The following is a 15,936-nucleotide window of genomic DNA, read 5'->3' as shown; positions in this document are numbered from 1 at the left end:
CACCCCGCGCGCCGATCAACGCAGGTGCAAGCGCCACAACGAGGTCACTTCTTTGACCCGCGCGGCATGCAGCGGATCGGACGCATCGGACGATTTCGGATGTCGCGGCTTGATGTCCTCGCGCCCGACCAGTTTCAGGCCCGCCTGATCGATCGCTGCCAGCAGGGCTTCGCGCGTGCGCAGGCCGAGATGTTCGGCAAAGTCCGAGAGGATCAGCCAGCCTTCGCCGTCCGGCGTCAGATGACTGGCGAGACCGTTCAGGAAGCCCATCAGCATGCGGCTGTCCGGATCGAAGACCGCGTACTCGACCGGCGACGCAGGCCGCGCCGGCACCCACGGCGGGTTGCAAACGATGAGCGGCGCCCGCCCCTCGGGAAACAGATCGGCTTGCACGACCCTGACCTGTCCGTCGTAGCCGAGTCGTGTGAGGTTCTCTTTCGCGCAGGCCAGTGCACGCGGATCCTGATCGGTGGCAATGATTTCTTTCACGCCGCGCATGGCCAGTACGGCCGCGAGGACACCCGTGCCCGTGCCGATGTCGAAAGCCCTTTCCAGCGAAGGCAATGGCGTGCCCGCGACCAGATCCACATATTCCCCGCGCACCGGCGAGAACACGCCGTAGTGCGGATGAATTCGATCTCCCAGCACGGGAATCTCGACGCCCTTCTTACGCCATTCGTGCGCGCCGATCAGGCCCAGCAACTCACGCAGCGACACGGCCGATTGCTCACCGGCCGGCGCGCCCCAGGTTTCCGTGCAGGCCTGCTGGACATTGGGGGCGCGACGCAGCGGGATCGTGTAGTCGCCATCGAGCGGGATCAGCACCATCCCGAGGATGCGGGCGCGCTGCGACTGCGCCAGACGATGCAGGTTGAACGCGTCTTTCAGCGACGACGCCTCCTTGCGCGGCTTGCGCTCCACGCGACGCGTCATCGCGTGCAATAGCTGGCGGGCGTTCTGGAAATCGCCGCGGTAAAGCAGCGCGGTGCCTTCGCAGGCGAGGCGATAGGCGGCGTCGGCGGTCAGGCGGTCGTCGGCGATCGTCACGCGCTTTGGCGGCGGGACGGCCGCTTCGGAGCGCCAGAGAATGGTGCGCGGGCCATCAGCCTCAGGCAGGGTGATCGTGGCGGGTGAGGTCATTGAGGTGCGTGAAAAATTCCGGAGGGCGGGACCGCGACGGCAAAGCATTCAGCCGCACGCAGCTTTGGCGCGATAGTACCGCTCACATCCGCGCACGTCTCGCTGTATTTCCGATGATTCAACGCTGCAGCGCGCAGGCGCCATGTCGCTGCACGCCATTGGCTCGCAACAAATGGCGTATCCGGTATCGGCGTCCCGCAGCGCCTGGTTCCAGTGGCGCTTCTAGTTCCGGTTCGACGACAGCGAAACGGCCGCGTGGGTTGAGCCCGTCTGCGCCGCGATGTCCTGTGCGCTCATGCCGCGATTGTCGCGCAGCGCCGGATTGGCGCCCCGTGCGAGCAGGAGCTTCACCGTATCAGCTCGGTCATAACCGGAGGCCCACATCAGCGCGGTCAGGTCGTTCTTGTAGAGGCGATTCACGTCGACGCCATTGTCCAGCAGCAGTTGAACCACCGCCGTCGATCCCTGGCCCGCCGCATATTCCATGGCCGTCTTGCCGACGCGGTCGGTGGCCGAGGGATCGGCACCGTGCGCAAGCAACATCCGCGCGATTTCGTCAGACCCGCCGTAAGCAGCAGCCATCAGTGCTGTGACGCCCTGCGCGTTCGGCTGATTGACCTTCGCCCCGTGATCGATCAGGGTGTGCGCCATGCCGGTCGCCCCCTTCTTGCAGGCCGTGATCAGCGCCGTATCTCCGATGCGATTGCGCGAGTCCACCGCCGCGCCCGCCGCCAGCGCGGCGTTTACCGAAGCCTCGTCGCCGCTTCGCGCGGCTGCAATCAATTGCTGGTTCGTGCCGATGTCCCCGTCCGCCCGGCTCACGCCAGAATGGGATCCGAGCCAACCCGCCAGCAGGACAACGCTCACCAGAACTCTCGTGGTCGTTTTCATGTGCACCTCGAAGTGTGCTGCGCCCTCCATTACGACCCGCCCGCCAGCGCTACTGCAGGTTGGCTGTATAGGCGCTCAGGTTCATGATGTCTTCATCAGACAGGCCCTTCGATACGCTCGTCATGTCGCCTGCGTCGTTGGTCCGCCTGCGCTCGCGGAAATCCTGCAACTGCTTGACGATGTACTGGTAGTGCTGACCGGCCACCCGCGGGATCTCGTTCTGACCCGTGAAACCTCCCAGATGACACATCGTGCACAACACTTCCGCCGCCTTTCGACGTCCTGCCTCAACCCGCACGGGATCCGCCTTGAACGGGACGGGCTCCGCACGCTGCGCCGCGAAGTAGTCGGCCAGATCGAGCATGTCCTCGCGCGACAAACCCGCAGCCATCGGGCTCATACGCGGATCGCTGCGGCGCCCTTCCTTGAAATCCCGCAGTTCAAGATAGATATAACGCGCGCTCTGGCCTGCCAGGATCGGGTAGTCGGGATTGGTCGAATTCCCCATCGGTCCGTGGCAGACCACACAGGTCTGCGCTTTCGTCTTGCCCGCCTCGGCGTCGGCGTGCGCGACGCCTGGCAGGCAAAAGATGCTCGTGCAATACGCCAGAACGCTCACCCACGCGCGCACTGCCGGCCAGCGCGCGCGTCCTTTCCCGATCGCGGCCGTCATGTCCCGTTCAGGGCAGCGCGAACACGATGACGGTATTGCCGCGTTTGAAGTCCAGTTGCGTGTTTCCGCCCGCCGCGACGGCGACGTACTGCTTGCCATGCACGGAATAGGACACCGCGGGCGCGTTCACGCCGGCACCAGACTGGAATTCCCAGAGCTTCTTGCCGGTGGTCGCGTCGAACGCGCGGAACATTCCATTTCCTTCGCCGTTGAACACCAGATTCCCGGCAGTCGCCAGCACGCCGCCGATCAATGGCTGCTCAGTCTTGTAGGCCCACGCGATCTTGCCGGTATCGACATTGACTGCCACCAGCCTGCCCCATTGCGCCTCCGACGGAATGGTCTTGAACGCGCCGCCAAGCCATAGCTTGCTGCCGCCCGGGTAAGCCGCATCTTCCACCTGGTAGGTCATGGGCTGGTGGAGGTTTGCCGCGTAGGCGAGGCGGGTCTTCGGATTGAAAGCCATCGGCGACCACTCCACCCCGCCATTCGCGCCGGGCAGCATGCGCGCGCCTGTCGCCGTAGGCAACGTCCACATGTCTTCCTGCGGAATCATCGCTTGAGAGTAGCGGATCAGCTTGCCGGTGCGGCGATCGTTGACGTAGATGTGCCCGGTCTTGCCGCCATGAATGATGGCGGGAACCATGTTGCCGCTCTTGTCGCGCACATCGATGAGGATCGGCGGGCTCACGGCGTCCAGGTCCCAGATGTCGTGCGCGATGTACTGGTAGTGCCACTTGTACTCACCGTTGTCCAGGTTCACCGCGACGAGCGAGTCGGTGTAGAGGTTGTCTCCCGGGCGAATGGCACCGTAGAGGTCAGGAGACGGATTGCCGACCACAAAAAACACCGTGTGCGTTTTCCGGTCGATCGAGGGCGTCATCCATACGCCGCCGCCGAGCGTCTTGTAGAAGTCACCGCCCTTGTCGGCAAGCTGCTTCTTTTCGGCGGCGATGTCGCGCTTCATGTCGCGGCCGGTGGCGTCGGTGGTCGCCCAGACACCTTCCTGACCGGTTTCCGGAATCGTGTAGAAAGTCCACAGCAGGTTTCCGGAGGCGGCATCGTACGCTTTCACGAAACCACGAATGCCGTATTCGCCGCCGTTGGTGCCGATCAGAACCTTGTCACCGACGACCGTCGGCGCCATGGTCTCGGAGTAGCCGAGTTCCGGATCGGCAATCTGCGTTTGCCACAGGACATTGCCGGTCTTCGCATCGAGCGCGACCAGTTTCGAATCCAGCGTTCCCATGAACAGCCGGTTGCCCGAAATCGCCACACCGCGGTTGTTAGGTCCGCAGCAGAAGGTGGTGATCGGTCCCATCTTGTGCTTGTAATGCCAGTACTCCTTGCCGGTCACCGCATCCAGCGCGTAGACGTGGTTGAACGACGTGGTGATGAACATGATGCCGTTCGAGACGATGGGCGCCGTCTCCATCGATTCGTTGACCGCTGTCTGGAAAAGGAAGACCGGCTTCAATTTCGCGACGTTGGCGCTGTTGATCTGCGAGCCGGGGTAGTAGCGCGTCTGCGCATACGATCCATTGGAATGAAGCCAGTCGGCAGAATGGGCGGCGGCCGTGTCCAGCTGTTGCTGGGAGACCGGCTCGAGCACGGGCGGCATGGGCGCCGACGTGGTCGTGGCGCTGCTTTGTACTTCATCTGCGCCGTATGCGGCGACGCTGATTAGCGTCGCGGCAAATAGCGGGATGCAAAGGGACCAGGTATTGCGGGATGAGTGCATGAGTGTCTCCTGATTTATTGCTTTGGGTGTTCGTCATGCGATCGCAGCGACTTTCTGCTTTACAGCAATGCCAATTGTCGGGATGGCACAAGACCCGGTCGCGCAAAACGACCAGGATACGGAAACGGGGATTACTTAATTACGGCGTGACGGTGCGCAAGATGGGAGCCGATGAACGCTCTCTCGTCAGAAAGCCGGCTCTAGTAAGAGTAGGCGATGATGCCCTTCTTTTCTACCGCTATCGCAGGGCTCTGGCTGCACGAAAGCGTACTGGGCGAGGTGAAGTGCTAGCGGTCATTCTGCCTGCGTCAATCCCGGCGAATTGACGCCAAACGGCGAATTGCGAATGTGCATTTAATCTCAACGCGTCGCATTTAACCGTTCAATATCAACACGCCGTCGAGAACGGTCGTTGTCGGACGCTTACCGCGGCGGATATCCCAAAAACATAGCCTCCCGGCGATCTGCCAGGTTTACGCCGTCACGAATGACGCGATCTGGCAAGGTGCTGAATGCGATCACTTAGAGTAGACATAGGGGCGGGGACACGTTGCGATTTGTATTACCGGACGGACTACCGGGGATTGTCCACCGGCAAAGACGCTTTCATACGGGCATCTCTGTCGGATCTGGCCGCGGCCCGTGGGGATAGTCCCGCGAAACGCGATGCACTGCGGTTCATCATGCACCACCGACCAGGCACGGACACCTGTGACCCGGCGACCGTCCTGAAAGATGCAGTGAGATCCGGCACGCTGATTGCGGTGGTGGAGCAGCAGCGGCGATCTTCGTGGGCGGACTGCCGTGGCGGCAACGAGCCCAAACCGCGCTCGATCACGTTCTCACCATCCCAGCTGTTCGGGGGCAGGGCCAGGATGGCGGGCAGCATCGGAGCGTCTGCCCCTGCATGGCCACGGCTTCCCGCCGAGGATGGCATTGCGATATGGTTCGCCAATCCGGGCGACGTGCTGCCCGATGGCACCATCGCGACGCCCGTTGCCACACCTCTCGCCGTTGCACAACCGTTCGAGTATGGCGACGATGCGCTGTCGGCCGACTCGATGGACCTTGCCGGCAACCTAACGCCCAACATGGGGCCCGCTGGAAGCTGGTACACGAATCCGGGTAGTGGTCAGATGCGTATGTATGGTCAGAATGGCTTTCCAGTCGTCGACTTTGATTTCGATCACGACCACGGCCAAGGCATCCCACACGCGCATAACTGGGAGGACAACGGCGGCCCCTTTCCAATTCGCGGACCCGGCATGCAGTTTTCGCCGCTACCTTGATGCCCCCGCCTGACCACTAGCCAGCCAGCAATGGCACCTTTACCGATCCTTGCCTTCATGAAAACCAAACATAGCTATCACGATGCAGAACTGGTCGGTTGCGCGTACTCGCGTACCAATTCCTCCCTTCTGCTCAATTTCGAATGCACTGACGGCACGACGCCGAAACTGCTGTTCTCCGGAGTCACGGCCGTGCGCGCCAACGACTTCGGCCAACAGAACGTGGTATCGCGCCTGCTGATCTCCCCGTCGCATGTATTCACCCGTGACGAGATTCGCACCTATGTGAATTGGGCGAACAGCCAGCACGACTATCGAGCCGCGATGACAAACGAGAAGGCCCAGACGATCGCCGCGACCGTTGCCGAGAAACAGTTCATCCTGTTCGTACTGGAGCCGTCCGTCGGTGCCGAAGTCGTCGCGCTATGCCAAGGTGTGCAGGAAATCGACTGAACCCGGCACGACGAAGGGCCGCGGCGCATTGCGTAGCGCCTCGCGAACAGAGCAGCTAAGGCAACAGACAGGCTAAAGTTCTTTGCACGCACCCGCAACAAGAACAGGACGACAACATGACGTGCGCCCTTGCAAGGCATTGCGGATCGTCGGTCGTTGCACCCCGCTGACACCCACGTTATTTTTTTGGTGGGTCGGTTGGTGGGTAGAACAAAAAATCACCTATCAAACCGTTGTCAATTGGACAACCTTGGCGGACACCGCCACAGCGATCGTCGGCGACTGAAAACGAAGCTGTCGCCGGTCAACATGCCGGCCGTGTTGACCAAATCGGGTTACACAGCGGTTACACGGAGCGAATAAACGAAAACGGGTTACACGCGAAATCGCTGTAACCCGTTGATATTACTGGTGCCCCCTGTCTGATTCGAACAGACCACCTCATGATTACAAGTCAAGTGCTCTACCAAATGAGCTAAGGGGGCGAGACCGCGATTTTACTTCATTTCACGACCTTGAGGTGAGCTCTTCCGCCACCTTTTGATCCATCGTCGTCGGGGCGTGGAGTATCGCCGGCATCGTCGTTCTTCTCCGCCGAAGACGACACAGCACTCCCCGTCTCCACTTCGACCGCAACCGGCGCGGCACCGCCAGCGGTAGCCGGCGACTCAAGCTCGCCCGCATCCTCTTCCGCGCCCGAATCCGCTGCCTCACCGCCTGCGGAATCGACCGGGAACGCCATGCCCTGGCCGTTCTCGCGTGCATAGATCGCGAGAACATTCGCCACCGGCACTTCGATCCTGTGCGACTTGCCAGAAAACCGCGCATTGAACTCGATCTGTTCATTGCCCATCTGCAACTGGCTCGTGGCCTCGAAGCTGATGTTCAGCACGATTTCGTTGTCCCGCACGAACTGCCGCGGCACACGCGTCTGGTTGTCGACCCGTACCGCGATGTGCGGCGTATAGCCATTGTCCGTGCACCACTCGTACAGCGCGCGGAGCAGGTAAGGCTTCGTGGAAATCTCTTGCATCAACAGTCCTCTTACCGGCCGAAGGCGTCACGCAGTGCGCAACGCCCTGGCCCCAAAGCCAAACTCAACGACGCATCACCTTTTCCGAAGGCGTCAGCGCTTCGATATAGGCCGGACGGCTGAAAATGCGTTCGGCGTACTTCATCAACGGTGCAGCGTTCTTCGACAGTTCGATCCCATAGTGATCGAGGCGCCACAACAACGGGGCGATTGCCACGTCGAGCATCGAAAACTCTTCGCCGAGCATGTACTTGTTCTTCAGGAAGATCGGCGCGAGCTGCGTCAGGCGATCACGGATGGCGATGCGCGCCTTCTCGTGATTCTTCTCGGCGGCCTTGCCCTTTTCGTTTTCCAGCGTGCCGACGTGCACGAACAGTTCCTTCTCGAAGTTGAGCAGGAACAAACGTGCGCGGGCGCGCTGCACCGGGTCAGCCGGCATCAGCTGCGGGTGTGGGAAGCGCTCGTCGATATATTCGTTGATGATGTTCGATTCGTACAGAATCAGGTCCCGTTCGACAAGAATCGGCACCTGACCATACGGATTCATCACGGCGATGTCTTCCGGTTTGTTGAACAGGTCGACGTCGCGGATCTCGAAGTCCATGCCCTTTTCGAACAACACCAGCCGGCAGCGCTGGGAGAAGGGGCAAGTAGTGCCGGAGTACAGAACCATCATGTTTACGTTTCCTCAAAAAGCTGAAGGGCCAGCGCGGAAAAACCGCCCAGCGGTCTTTCCCTCGCCGGCCCCACGCCGGTGACGGCGTGATTATTTGATATCTTTCCAGTACGCGGCGTTCAGTCGCCAGGCAAAAAAGCTCAGGATGCCAAGGAACATCAGCACCCAGACGCCCAGCTGCTTGCGCGTCTGCTGCGCGGGTTCGGACATCCACGAAAGGTACGACACAAGGTCGGCAACAGCAGAATCATAATCTACCGGCGACAACGTCCCCGGCGTGACCTGCTGGAAGCCGACGAATTTACGGATTTTCTCACCCGTTTTCTCGTCGGTTTCGTCCTCGAACTTCGCGGTGCGCTGGCCCTGAAGCTGCCACAACACGTGCGGCATGCTCACGTTTTCGTACACCAGGTTGTTCCAGCCCGTCGGCCGGGTGTTGTCCCGGTAGAAGCTGCGCAAATACGTGTACAGCCAGTCGCGATTGCGCGCCCGCGCCTCGACCGACAGATCCGGCGGTTGCGCCCCGAACCACGCTTTCGCGTCCTCGGGCCGCATGGCCACCGTCATCGTGTTACCCACCTTGTCGGTTGTGAAGAGCAGGTTCTTTTCGATTTCCTTCTGCGAAATGCCCAGATCGGTCAGGCGGCTGTATCGCATCAGGCTCGCACTGTGGCAATTCAGGCAATAGTTTACAAACAATTGTGCGCCATGCTGCAAGGAGGCGAAATTGTCCGCGTTATCGGGCGCGCGGTCGAGAGGGAAATTCTCCTGCGCGTGCGCCGGAGCCGCAAGCAGCGCGAAAGTCGCCGCGCCGATCAGCGCGAGCGTCGAAAGCAGTTTTTTCATTATGTTCTCCTGGCGCGCGATTAGTGAGGCTTGAACCGGACCCGTTCAGGCGGCTGTTTAAACCGTCCGAGCCGCGTCCAGAACGGCATGCCGAGGAAGAACGCCAGATAAATCAGTGCACAGATCTGCGCGATCAGTGTCGCGGCCGGCGACGGCGGTTTCGTGCCGAGAAACGCCAGGGTGAGGAACGCCAGCACGAAGATCCCGTAGAACACTTTGTGGAAGAACGGCCGGTAGCGGATCGACCTCACCGGTGACTGGTCGAGCCATGGCAGGAAGAACAGCGAAATCACCGCCGTGCCCATCACCACGACACCCCAGAACTTCGACTCGGTGAAATACATCGCCAGAATCACCAGTACCGCGAGCACCGGCAGCCCCGCTTTCCACTTGCCGCGTGCCCGCACCAGCGCGAGCAGGCCCAGCAACGCGATCACGATCATCAGGACGATCTTGAACGGGTCGGTGGTCGCGCGCAGCATCGCGTAGAACGCGGTGAAGTACCAGACCGGGGCGATTTCCGGCGGCGTTTGCAGCGGATTCGCCGGGACGAAGTTGTTGGACTCGAGGAAGTACCCGCCCATCTCCGGCGCGAAGAAAATGATCGCCGCGAAGATAATCAGGAAAATGCACGTGCCCATGAAGTCGTGCACGGAGTAGTACGGATGGAACGGGATTCCGTCGAGCGGGACGCCGTTCGCGTCCTTTTTCGCCTTGATCTCGATGCCGTCCGGATTGTTCGAGCCGACTTCATGCAGCGCCACGAGGTGGGCAACCACCAATGCGATCAGCACGAGCGGAATCGCGATCACGTGGAACGCGAAGAAGCGGTTCAACGTGACATCGGACACCACGTAGTCGCCGCGAATCCACAGCGACAGGTCCGGCCCGATAAACGGAATCGCCGAGAACAGGTTCACGATCACCTGCGCGCCCCAGAACGACATCTGGCCCCACGGCAGCAGGTAGCCGAAGAACGCCTCGGCCATCAGGCTCAGGAAAATCATGCAACCGAAGATCCACACCAGTTCGCGCGGCTTGCGGTACGAGCCGTACAGGAGCCCGCGAAACATGTGCAGATAGATCACGACGAAGAACATCGACGCGCCCGTGGAGTGCATATAGCGGATCAGCCAGCCCCACGGCACCTCGCGCATGATGTACTCGACCGACGCGAACGCGAGCGTCGCGTCGGGCTTGTAATTCATCACGAGGAAGATGCCGGTGACGATCTGCAGCACCAGCACCAGCAGCGCGAGCGAGCCGAAGAAGTACCAGAAGTTGAAGTTCTTCGGCGCGTAGTACTCGGAAACGTGCTTTTTCCACGTCGCCGTCATCGGAAAACGGCGGTCGATCCAGCCGACCACCCCGGTCGTCTCTACTTCATGTTCGCTCGCCATTTACGCTTCTCCTTTCTCGTCCTGACCGATCACGAGCGAATTTTCCGACGTGAACATGAAGCGCGGAATGTCGAGATTCTGCGGAGCGGGTTTGTTCTTGAAGACCCGGCCGGCCAGGTCATAGGTCGAACCGTGGCAGGGGCACAGGAAGCCACCTGGCCAGTCGTCAGGAAGATTCGGCTGCGCGCCCTCCTGGAAACGCGGCGTCGGCGTACAGCCGAGATGGGTGCACACCGCCACGGTGACGAGAATGTTCTTGCGTTCAGGCCGTGAGCGGAATTCGTTATCCGCATACTCCGGCATCGGCATCGAGAAGGGGTTTTTGGACAGCGGATCGGCCAGTTCCGGGTCGGCCTTTTTGATGTCGGCGAGCATGCGGTCGGTGCGATTGAGAATCCAGACCGGCTTGCCGCGCCATGCCACGGTCATCATGTCGCCGGGCTTCAGGTTGCTGATATCGACTTCGACCGGGGCGCCTGCTGCCTTGGCCCTTTCAGATGGTGCAAACGAACTAACAAAGGGTACAACGGCGGCTACTCCTCCTACACCGCCTGCTACGGTCGTCGCAATCAGCCAGGTACGGCGGCTGCCGTCGACGCGCTTATCTTCCTTGTCTCGCATCACACGCCCCACTTCTGAGTTGGATTTTTCCGTCATGTCGGCTCTACCGCCGCTAGTTTGCTCGAATGGAGTCGGCATTTACAAGGGCCGATTGCCAAAAAGCGTGCGAAGTCGTTGATAAATCAGGGTTTTCCCGCACGGATCGCAAACTTTTTTGTACCTCCTTTTAAGTGTTCCCTCCGTTATCGAGCCTTTTTGTCCACTAATCAGACCGGATTATGAATATCGATAAAAAGATGCTCGAGATCGAATGTCTCCGACAAATGTGTGCCGAGCGACTGGATACCAAAGCGTTCGGTTGCGTGGTGACCAGCCGCGAGGAACGCGACACCGCTTTCCGCTGCGATGTGAGTGGTCGGCTCGGAGATTTCACCGGTCAGAAAGACGTCGGCGCCGGCTTCGATCGCGGCGTCGAAATAACTCTGCGCGGCGCCCGTGCACCACGCAACGCGACGCAGTTCCCGATCAGGGTCGCCCAGCACGAGCGGCGTGCGGCCGAGCGTGTGCTCCACCTGCGCCGTGAAGTGCGCAAGCGTGATCGGCATCGGCAACGTGCTCATCCAGCCGAGGTCGTGATCGCCGAAACGCATGTCGTCGGCGATCCAGCCCATCTTTGCGCCGAGCTGCGCGTTATTGCCGTAATCGGGATGGTCGTCGAGCGGAAGATGGTACGCAAAGAGGTTGAGCTCGTTCTGGATCAGAAGCTTGATGCGGCCGTATTTGCGGCCGGTGATCTGCGGCGCCTCATTGCGCCAGAAGTAGCCGTGATGGACGAGCACGGCGTCCGCGCCCCACTCGACGGCAGCCTCGATGAACGCCGCCGATGCGGTCACACCGGTCGCAATCTTTTTGACCCGCCGACGCCCCTCGACCTGCAGCCCGTTGGGGCAATAGTCCTTGAACCGCGCGGTTTCCAGAAGATTGTTCAAGTACAATTCGAGTTCTATCCGATCCATATAAACCTCTAATATCTTCAGATGCTTAGACGCTTTTGGCTGCTGTTCGCCCAGGCGGTGACCGTGCTGTTGGCGTTGATGTTCATCATCGCGACGCTCAAGCCGCAATGGCTGCAACGTCAGGGTCAATTCGGCAAGCAGCTCGCCGAACCGATCGTCGCCCTGCGTGAAGTAGCGCCCGGCATCGGCAGCGGCAGCGGCCCCGCGCAGGGCTCTTACGCCGACGCAGCTCATAAGGCCATGCCGGCTGTCGTCAACGTGTTCTCCAGCAAGGATGGGTCGCTTCCGCCCGACCCGCGCGCGAAAGATCCGCTCTTTCGCTATTTCTTCGGCGACAAGAACAACCGCAAGCAGCAGCAACAACCCGCCGCCAATCTCGGCTCAGGTGTCATCGTGAGTTCGGAAGGTTACATTCTAACGAACCAGCACGTCGTCGACGGCGCCGATCAGATCGAAATTGCGCTCGCCGACGGCCGCACCACGAACGCCAAGGTAATCGGCGTCGATCCGGAGACGGATCTGGCCGTGCTGAAGGTCAACATGACCAATCTGCCGACCATCACGCTCGGCCGCATGGACCAGACGCGCGTCGGCGACGTCGTGCTGGCGATCGGCAATCCGTTCGGCGTCGGCCAGACGGTGACGATGGGCATCGTCAGCGCCCTGGGGCGCAATCACCTCGGCATCAACACCTTCGAAAACTTCATTCAGACCGACGCCGCGATCAACCCGGGCAATTCGGGCGGAGCGCTCGTCGATGTGAACGGCAACCTGCTCGGCATCAATACCGCGATCTATTCGCGCTCGGGCGGCTCGCTTGGCATTGGCTTCGCGATTCCTGTGTCGACGGCGCGCAGCGTGCTGGAAAGCATCATTACGACGGGCTCGGTCACGCGTGGCTGGATCGGCGTCGAGCCGCAGGACGTCACGCCCGAAATCGCCGAATCGTTCGGGCTTCAGCAAAAGTCGGGCGCAATCGTCGCCGGCGTGCTGCAGGGAGGACCGGCCGACAAGGCGGGCGTCAAGCCTGGCGACATCCTGCTCAGCGTGAACGGCGAAGACATCACCGACACGACCCGCCTCCTGAACGTGATCGCGCAGATCAAGCCCGGAACCGATGCGAAGGTTCACCTCGTGCGCAAGAACAAGGAGATGGATCTGGACGTGATGATCGGCAAACGTCCACCACCGCCGAAGCAGCCGGCCGAGGAAGGCGACAATCAGGGCGATGACGGAGGTTGACGGACGCAGCGTCCCGAGTCCTGAATGCGTCAAAGTGAAACCACCGGAGCCGAAATGACCAAGGGCAACCCGCTGACGGGTTGCCCTTTCGTTTTGCTGCATTCTTTTTGCCGCTGATCTGGCGCTCATCCGGGTGGCTACCCGCTTCGGTCAGGCTGCGACCGCGCCACCCGCTTTCGGCGTGAACCCGCGCTCAACTCGTCTGCTTGCTTTCTTCTTCGCTCACAGCGGCCCGTTTGCCTACAAACAGACGCGCCGCGATGATGCCGGCCTCATAAAGCACGATCAGGGGAACCGCAAGAATCAGCTGCGAAAAGACATCCGGCGGCGTCACGACAGCGGAAACCACAAACGCACCGACAATCACGTACGGACGGATCTCCTTGAGCTTCTTCACCGTGATGATGCCCATGCGCACGAGCAGCACGACGACGATCGGTACTTCGAACGTCACGCCGAACGCTATGAACATCGTGAGCACGAAGCTCAGGTAGTTGTCGATGTCGGTGGTCATCTGCGCGCCAAGCGGCGCGTTGTAATGCGCCATCACGCGGAAGATGGTCGGGAACACGACGAAGTAGGCGAACGCCATACCGCAGAGAAAGAGCGCGTAGCTGCTGGCGACGAGCGGCATCACCAGCTTCTTCTCATGCTGATAGAGACCCGGCGCGACAAACGCCCAGATCTGGTAAAGCACGAACGGCAGCGCGATCACCAGCGCAACCAGCATCGTCACTTTCATCGGCACGAAGAACGAGCCGGTGACGTCGGTGACGATCATCTTGCCGTCCTTCGGCAGGTTCTGCATCAGTGGGCGCGCGAGCAGCCGGAAGATATCCGGCGCCCAGTAGACGAGCCCAAGAAACACGACGATGACCGAAATGCCGGCGCGGATGATGCGGTCGCGCAGTTCGACGAGATGCGAGATGAAGGTTTCTTCAGGGGCTTCGCCCTGGTTATGCTGGGGGTCGCTCACACCGGCCCTCGGTTGAAGTATTTCGCAGGGGACATCAGAAGAAGCGTGTCGGACGACGCAGGCTCACCGGCGTATGCCGTGCAACGCGTGCCGCGCCCGACTGGACCCGCGTGCGCCGCAAGGTGGCGCGCTTGTACCAGTTCGGCATGGCGGTCTGTTTGACGCGCCAGTTCTTGCGCCTCGGGGTAGGGGTGATGCTGCTGCGCCACGAACCGTCACCCGCCGACGCGAGATTTTCCGTTGAAGCACCGCCCGCAATGCTCGGCGACACCGACGTCCCGGCATTCCAGGCATCGTTCAGCTCGGATTCGTGCTTGCGCAGATTGTCGTGAATCGTGTTCTCGACGTTGCTCGCCGCCGACTCGAACTCCGTCTTCATGCGACGCAGTTCGTCGAGCTCGATTTCACGCGTGACTTCGGACTTCACATCGTTGATGTAGCGCTGTGCGCGCCCGAACAGCGCCCCTGCCGTGCGCGCGACGCGCGGCAGGCGCTCCGGCCCGAGAACGACCAGCGCGACGACGCCGATCAGCGCCATCTTGGTTAGACCGAGGTCCAGCATGAAATGAGCTTTCCGTCAGTACGCGGGTGAAGGCAAATGAACGCGAATAAACGCGAACACGCGTGGCTTTAGCGGGAGTCGCCCGAATGCGGCGCCTTTTCCTTCGCGTCGACATCGACCGTACCGGTGCGCGGCAGTTCGCGCGTCGGCGTGTCAGCCGGCGTTTCCGCATCCTTCATACCTTCCTTGAAGCCCTTCACCGCGCCACCCAGATCGGTGCCGATGTTGCGCAGCTTCTTCGTGCCGAACACCAGCGCAACGATCAACAAGACGATCAGCCAGTGCCAAATACTCAACGAACCCATGAAAACTCTCCTTAACCCCGCCGCCGCGTCTGCACGCCTGTCTGCGGCGAAAACCGTCTGCCTTGCGGCCTGAATCGAAGCGCGTGCGCCTCACGTCAACAATACCGCCGAACTGCGTTGGCCGCACGTGCGCTTCATTATGAATGGATCGTCACGTCGCCGTTATTACATCGCTGCAATGTCGCCGCCATATCTGACCGCTCGCCATTTTGCTCGCTCAAAAACCGGCCGCGAAGGGCGTTCGCGGCGAACCCTCGCCACGCTCAGCCCATCCGCAGCCACGGACGCGGCCCGGCCAGAATATGCGCGTGCAGGTGGTACACCTCCTGTCCGCCGCCGGGGCCCGTGTTGATGACCGTACGGAAGCCGGTATCGCCACCGGTAAAGGCCACGCCGAGCTTGTCCGCCAGACGCGCGACCAGCACAAGCATTCTACCAAGCAGGGCGGCGTCTCCATCGGTGCAATTCGACAGCGTTGCAATGTGCTTGCGCGGAATCACCAGGATGTGAGTTTCGGCTGCCGGACGGATATCGCGGAAGGCGACGAATTCGTCGTCCTCGTGAACTTTGGTCGAGGGAATGGCGCCAGCGGCGATCTTGCAGAAAAGGCAGTTTGGGTCGTGGCTCATGGGCTTCCTGATGCACGGAATACGGCGGCTGACCGGCTAAATGGATGACGAGGCTGAACGGCTCGAACGAGGCACGTCAAAACCACGCGCGCGGATTCAGCAACGGCTTGTTGTCGTACAGATACAGCCAGCCTTTGATGATACGGTACAACATCCAGATGGCGACCGCCCACAGGATCGGCACGCCAATCAGCACGATAAAAAGCGCAAAGCCGATCAGATGGCCGATCACAGCCATCCAGAAAGTGCGGATCTGCCAGTCGAAGTGGGCTTCGTACGGCGTGCCGACAACGTCGGACCGCTTCACATAGTTGATGATGATCGCGATCAGCGCGGTAATCCCGCCGCTCAGCCAGTAGACGGCATAAAGCGCATACAGCACGTGCGTGAGCGTGCGCAGGCTGCGCTGGCGGTCGCCTTCGGTTGCGCTCTGGTAAGACGGAGGCGGGTATCCGCCTTGCGACTGTTCCATGTTTGCGTCTCCCTCAACAGTGCGTCTGGCC

The 15,936-nt window shown here is 60.9% G+C and carries 18 protein-coding genes and 1 tRNA gene; 3 read left to right on the top strand and 16 right to left on the bottom strand.

What is annotated here, in order from left to right; all coding sequences use genetic code 11:
- Positions 1 to 15 precede the first annotated feature (15 nt).
- The 4 genes from P3T23_RS32710 to P3T23_RS32695 all read right to left on the bottom strand — a co-directional run bounded on the left by P3T23_RS32710 (position 16) and on the right by P3T23_RS32695 (position 4,445).
- On the bottom strand, positions 16 to 1,140 hold the full coding sequence (locus P3T23_RS32710; RefSeq protein WP_429320210.1) for a methyltransferase: 1,125 nt from the start codon (positions 1,138 to 1,140) through the stop codon (positions 16 to 18).
- A gap of 222 nt (positions 1,141 to 1,362) precedes the next feature.
- Positions 1,363 to 2,031 carry an ankyrin repeat domain-containing protein gene (locus tag P3T23_RS32705; protein WP_429320209.1) on the bottom strand — a complete coding sequence of 223 codons (669 nt, stop codon included), beginning with the start codon at positions 2,029 to 2,031 and terminating at the stop codon, positions 1,363 to 1,365.
- Positions 2,032 to 2,080: 49 nt separating this feature from the next.
- Positions 2,081 to 2,704 (bottom strand): c-type cytochrome, encoded by a 624-nt coding sequence (locus P3T23_RS32700; RefSeq protein WP_429320208.1) that lies wholly within the window; start codon positions 2,702 to 2,704, stop codon positions 2,081 to 2,083.
- Between the two features lie 7 nt (positions 2,705 to 2,711).
- Positions 2,712 to 4,445 (bottom strand): pyrroloquinoline quinone-dependent dehydrogenase, encoded by a 1,734-nt coding sequence (locus P3T23_RS32695; RefSeq protein ID WP_429320207.1) that lies wholly within the window; start codon positions 4,443 to 4,445, stop codon positions 2,712 to 2,714.
- Positions 4,446 to 5,185: 740 nt separating this feature from the next.
- Here P3T23_RS32695 and P3T23_RS32690 point away from each other — a divergent pair.
- Together P3T23_RS32690 and P3T23_RS32685 are read left to right on the top strand one after the other, a co-directional pair.
- The gene (locus P3T23_RS32690; RefSeq protein ID WP_429320206.1) at positions 5,186 to 5,734 is read left to right on the top strand and encodes a hypothetical protein; all 549 of its coding nucleotides are present in this window, start codon (positions 5,186 to 5,188) and stop codon (positions 5,732 to 5,734) included.
- A 57-nt stretch (positions 5,735 to 5,791) separates the two neighbouring features.
- Positions 5,792 to 6,187 carry a hypothetical protein gene (locus tag P3T23_RS32685; RefSeq protein ID WP_429320205.1) on the top strand — a complete coding sequence of 132 codons (396 nt, stop codon included), beginning with the start codon at positions 5,792 to 5,794 and terminating at the stop codon, positions 6,185 to 6,187.
- Positions 6,188 to 6,596: 409 nt separating this feature from the next.
- Here P3T23_RS32685 and P3T23_RS32680 read toward each other — a convergent pair.
- From P3T23_RS32680 to P3T23_RS32650, 7 genes are all read right to left on the bottom strand, one after another.
- A tRNA-Thr gene (locus P3T23_RS32680) sits at positions 6,597 to 6,672 on the bottom strand.
- Positions 6,673 to 6,689: 17 nt separating this feature from the next.
- Entirely contained in the window at positions 6,690 to 7,220 is a 531-nt protein-coding gene (locus P3T23_RS32675) for a ClpXP protease specificity-enhancing factor (protein WP_429320204.1), read from the bottom strand.
- Between the two features lie 64 nt (positions 7,221 to 7,284).
- Positions 7,285 to 7,896, bottom strand: a complete 612-nt coding sequence (locus P3T23_RS32670) for a glutathione S-transferase N-terminal domain-containing protein (RefSeq protein ID WP_090537322.1) — start codon at positions 7,894 to 7,896, stop codon at positions 7,285 to 7,287.
- 90 nt (positions 7,897 to 7,986) lie between these two features.
- Entirely contained in the window at positions 7,987 to 8,742 is a 756-nt protein-coding gene (locus P3T23_RS32665) for a cytochrome c1 (protein WP_429320203.1), read from the bottom strand.
- A 20-nt stretch (positions 8,743 to 8,762) separates the two neighbouring features.
- Complete coding sequence (locus P3T23_RS32660; RefSeq protein ID WP_429320202.1) at positions 8,763 to 10,142, bottom strand: cytochrome b; 1,380 nt, start codon at positions 10,140 to 10,142, stop codon at positions 8,763 to 8,765.
- Positions 10,143 to 10,763 carry a ubiquinol-cytochrome c reductase iron-sulfur subunit gene (gene petA, locus P3T23_RS32655; RefSeq protein WP_429320266.1) on the bottom strand — a complete coding sequence of 207 codons (621 nt, stop codon included), beginning with the start codon at positions 10,761 to 10,763 and terminating at the stop codon, positions 10,143 to 10,145.
- 206 nt (positions 10,764 to 10,969) lie between these two features.
- Positions 10,970 to 11,719 (bottom strand): Nif3-like dinuclear metal center hexameric protein, encoded by a 750-nt coding sequence (locus tag P3T23_RS32650; RefSeq protein WP_429320201.1) that lies wholly within the window; start codon positions 11,717 to 11,719, stop codon positions 10,970 to 10,972.
- A gap of 21 nt (positions 11,720 to 11,740) precedes the next feature.
- Here P3T23_RS32650 and P3T23_RS32645 point away from each other — a divergent pair, with 21 nt between their 5' ends.
- Positions 11,741 to 12,961 (top strand): Do family serine endopeptidase, encoded by a 1,221-nt coding sequence (locus P3T23_RS32645; protein ID WP_429320200.1) that lies wholly within the window; start codon positions 11,741 to 11,743, stop codon positions 12,959 to 12,961.
- 193 nt (positions 12,962 to 13,154) lie between these two features.
- Here the strand turns inward: P3T23_RS32645 and tatC are convergent, their stop codons facing one another.
- The 5 genes from tatC to P3T23_RS32620 form a co-directional block, all read right to left on the bottom strand.
- Positions 13,155 to 13,937: a twin-arginine translocase subunit TatC gene (gene tatC, locus P3T23_RS32640; protein WP_429320199.1), complete on the bottom strand. Its 783-nt coding sequence runs from the start codon at positions 13,935 to 13,937 to the stop codon at positions 13,155 to 13,157.
- Between the two features lie 34 nt (positions 13,938 to 13,971).
- Positions 13,972 to 14,499 carry a Sec-independent protein translocase protein TatB gene (gene tatB, locus P3T23_RS32635; RefSeq protein WP_429320198.1) on the bottom strand — a complete coding sequence of 176 codons (528 nt, stop codon included), beginning with the start codon at positions 14,497 to 14,499 and terminating at the stop codon, positions 13,972 to 13,974.
- Positions 14,500 to 14,567: 68 nt separating this feature from the next.
- A complete protein-coding gene (tatA, locus tag P3T23_RS32630; RefSeq protein WP_429320197.1) occupies positions 14,568 to 14,804 on the bottom strand; it encodes a Sec-independent protein translocase subunit TatA in 237 nt (78 codons plus the stop codon).
- A 263-nt stretch (positions 14,805 to 15,067) separates the two neighbouring features.
- Positions 15,068 to 15,433: a histidine triad nucleotide-binding protein gene (locus P3T23_RS32625; protein WP_429320196.1), complete on the bottom strand. Its 366-nt coding sequence runs from the start codon at positions 15,431 to 15,433 to the stop codon at positions 15,068 to 15,070.
- A gap of 76 nt (positions 15,434 to 15,509) precedes the next feature.
- Complete coding sequence (locus P3T23_RS32620; RefSeq protein WP_429320195.1) at positions 15,510 to 15,905, bottom strand: DUF4870 family protein; 396 nt, start codon at positions 15,903 to 15,905, stop codon at positions 15,510 to 15,512.
- Positions 15,906 to 15,936: the final 31 nt, after the last annotated feature.

Source organism: Paraburkholderia sp. GAS448, from assembly GCF_050435685.1.
Lineage (GTDB): Bacteria > Pseudomonadota > Gammaproteobacteria > Burkholderiales > Burkholderiaceae > Paraburkholderia.
The sequence above is the reverse complement of the archived record's forward strand: the minus strand, read 5'-3'. Positions and strand labels throughout refer to the sequence as shown.

Coding starts and splice junctions, on each gene's coding strand:
- P3T23_RS32660 (WP_429320202.1), bottom strand. CDS start 10,142: ATGGCGAGCGAACATGAAGTAGAGACGACCGGGGTGGTCGGCTGGATC.
- P3T23_RS32620 (WP_429320195.1), bottom strand. CDS start 15,905: ATGGAACAGTCGCAAGGCGGATACCCGCCTCCGTCTTACCAGAGCGCA.
- P3T23_RS32675 (WP_429320204.1), bottom strand. CDS start 7,220: ATGCAAGAGATTTCCACGAAGCCTTACCTGCTCCGCGCGCTGTACGAG.
- P3T23_RS32665 (WP_429320203.1), bottom strand. CDS start 8,742: ATGAAAAAACTGCTTTCGACGCTCGCGCTGATCGGCGCGGCGACTTTC.
- P3T23_RS32705 (WP_429320209.1), bottom strand. CDS start 2,031: ATGAAAACGACCACGAGAGTTCTGGTGAGCGTTGTCCTGCTGGCGGGT.
- P3T23_RS32625 (WP_429320196.1), bottom strand. CDS start 15,433: ATGAGCCACGACCCAAACTGCCTTTTCTGCAAGATCGCCGCTGGCGCC.
- petA (WP_429320266.1), bottom strand. CDS start 10,763: ATGCGAGACAAGGAAGATAAGCGCGTCGACGGCAGCCGCCGTACCTGG.
- P3T23_RS32670 (WP_090537322.1), bottom strand. CDS start 7,896: ATGATGGTTCTGTACTCCGGCACTACTTGCCCCTTCTCCCAGCGCTGC.
- P3T23_RS32700 (WP_429320208.1), bottom strand. CDS start 2,704: ATGACGGCCGCGATCGGGAAAGGACGCGCGCGCTGGCCGGCAGTGCGC.
- P3T23_RS32710 (WP_429320210.1), bottom strand. CDS start 1,140: ATGACCTCACCCGCCACGATCACCCTGCCTGAGGCTGATGGCCCGCGC.
- P3T23_RS32695 (WP_429320207.1), bottom strand. CDS start 4,445: ATGCACTCATCCCGCAATACCTGGTCCCTTTGCATCCCGCTATTTGCC.
- P3T23_RS32685 (WP_429320205.1), top strand. CDS start 5,792: ATGAAAACCAAACATAGCTATCACGATGCAGAACTGGTCGGTTGCGCG.
- P3T23_RS32645 (WP_429320200.1), top strand. CDS start 11,741: ATGCTTAGACGCTTTTGGCTGCTGTTCGCCCAGGCGGTGACCGTGCTG.
- tatB (WP_429320198.1), bottom strand. CDS start 14,499: ATGCTGGACCTCGGTCTAACCAAGATGGCGCTGATCGGCGTCGTCGCG.
- P3T23_RS32650 (WP_429320201.1), bottom strand. CDS start 11,719: ATGGATCGGATAGAACTCGAATTGTACTTGAACAATCTTCTGGAAACC.
- tatA (WP_429320197.1), bottom strand. CDS start 14,804: ATGGGTTCGTTGAGTATTTGGCACTGGCTGATCGTCTTGTTGATCGTT.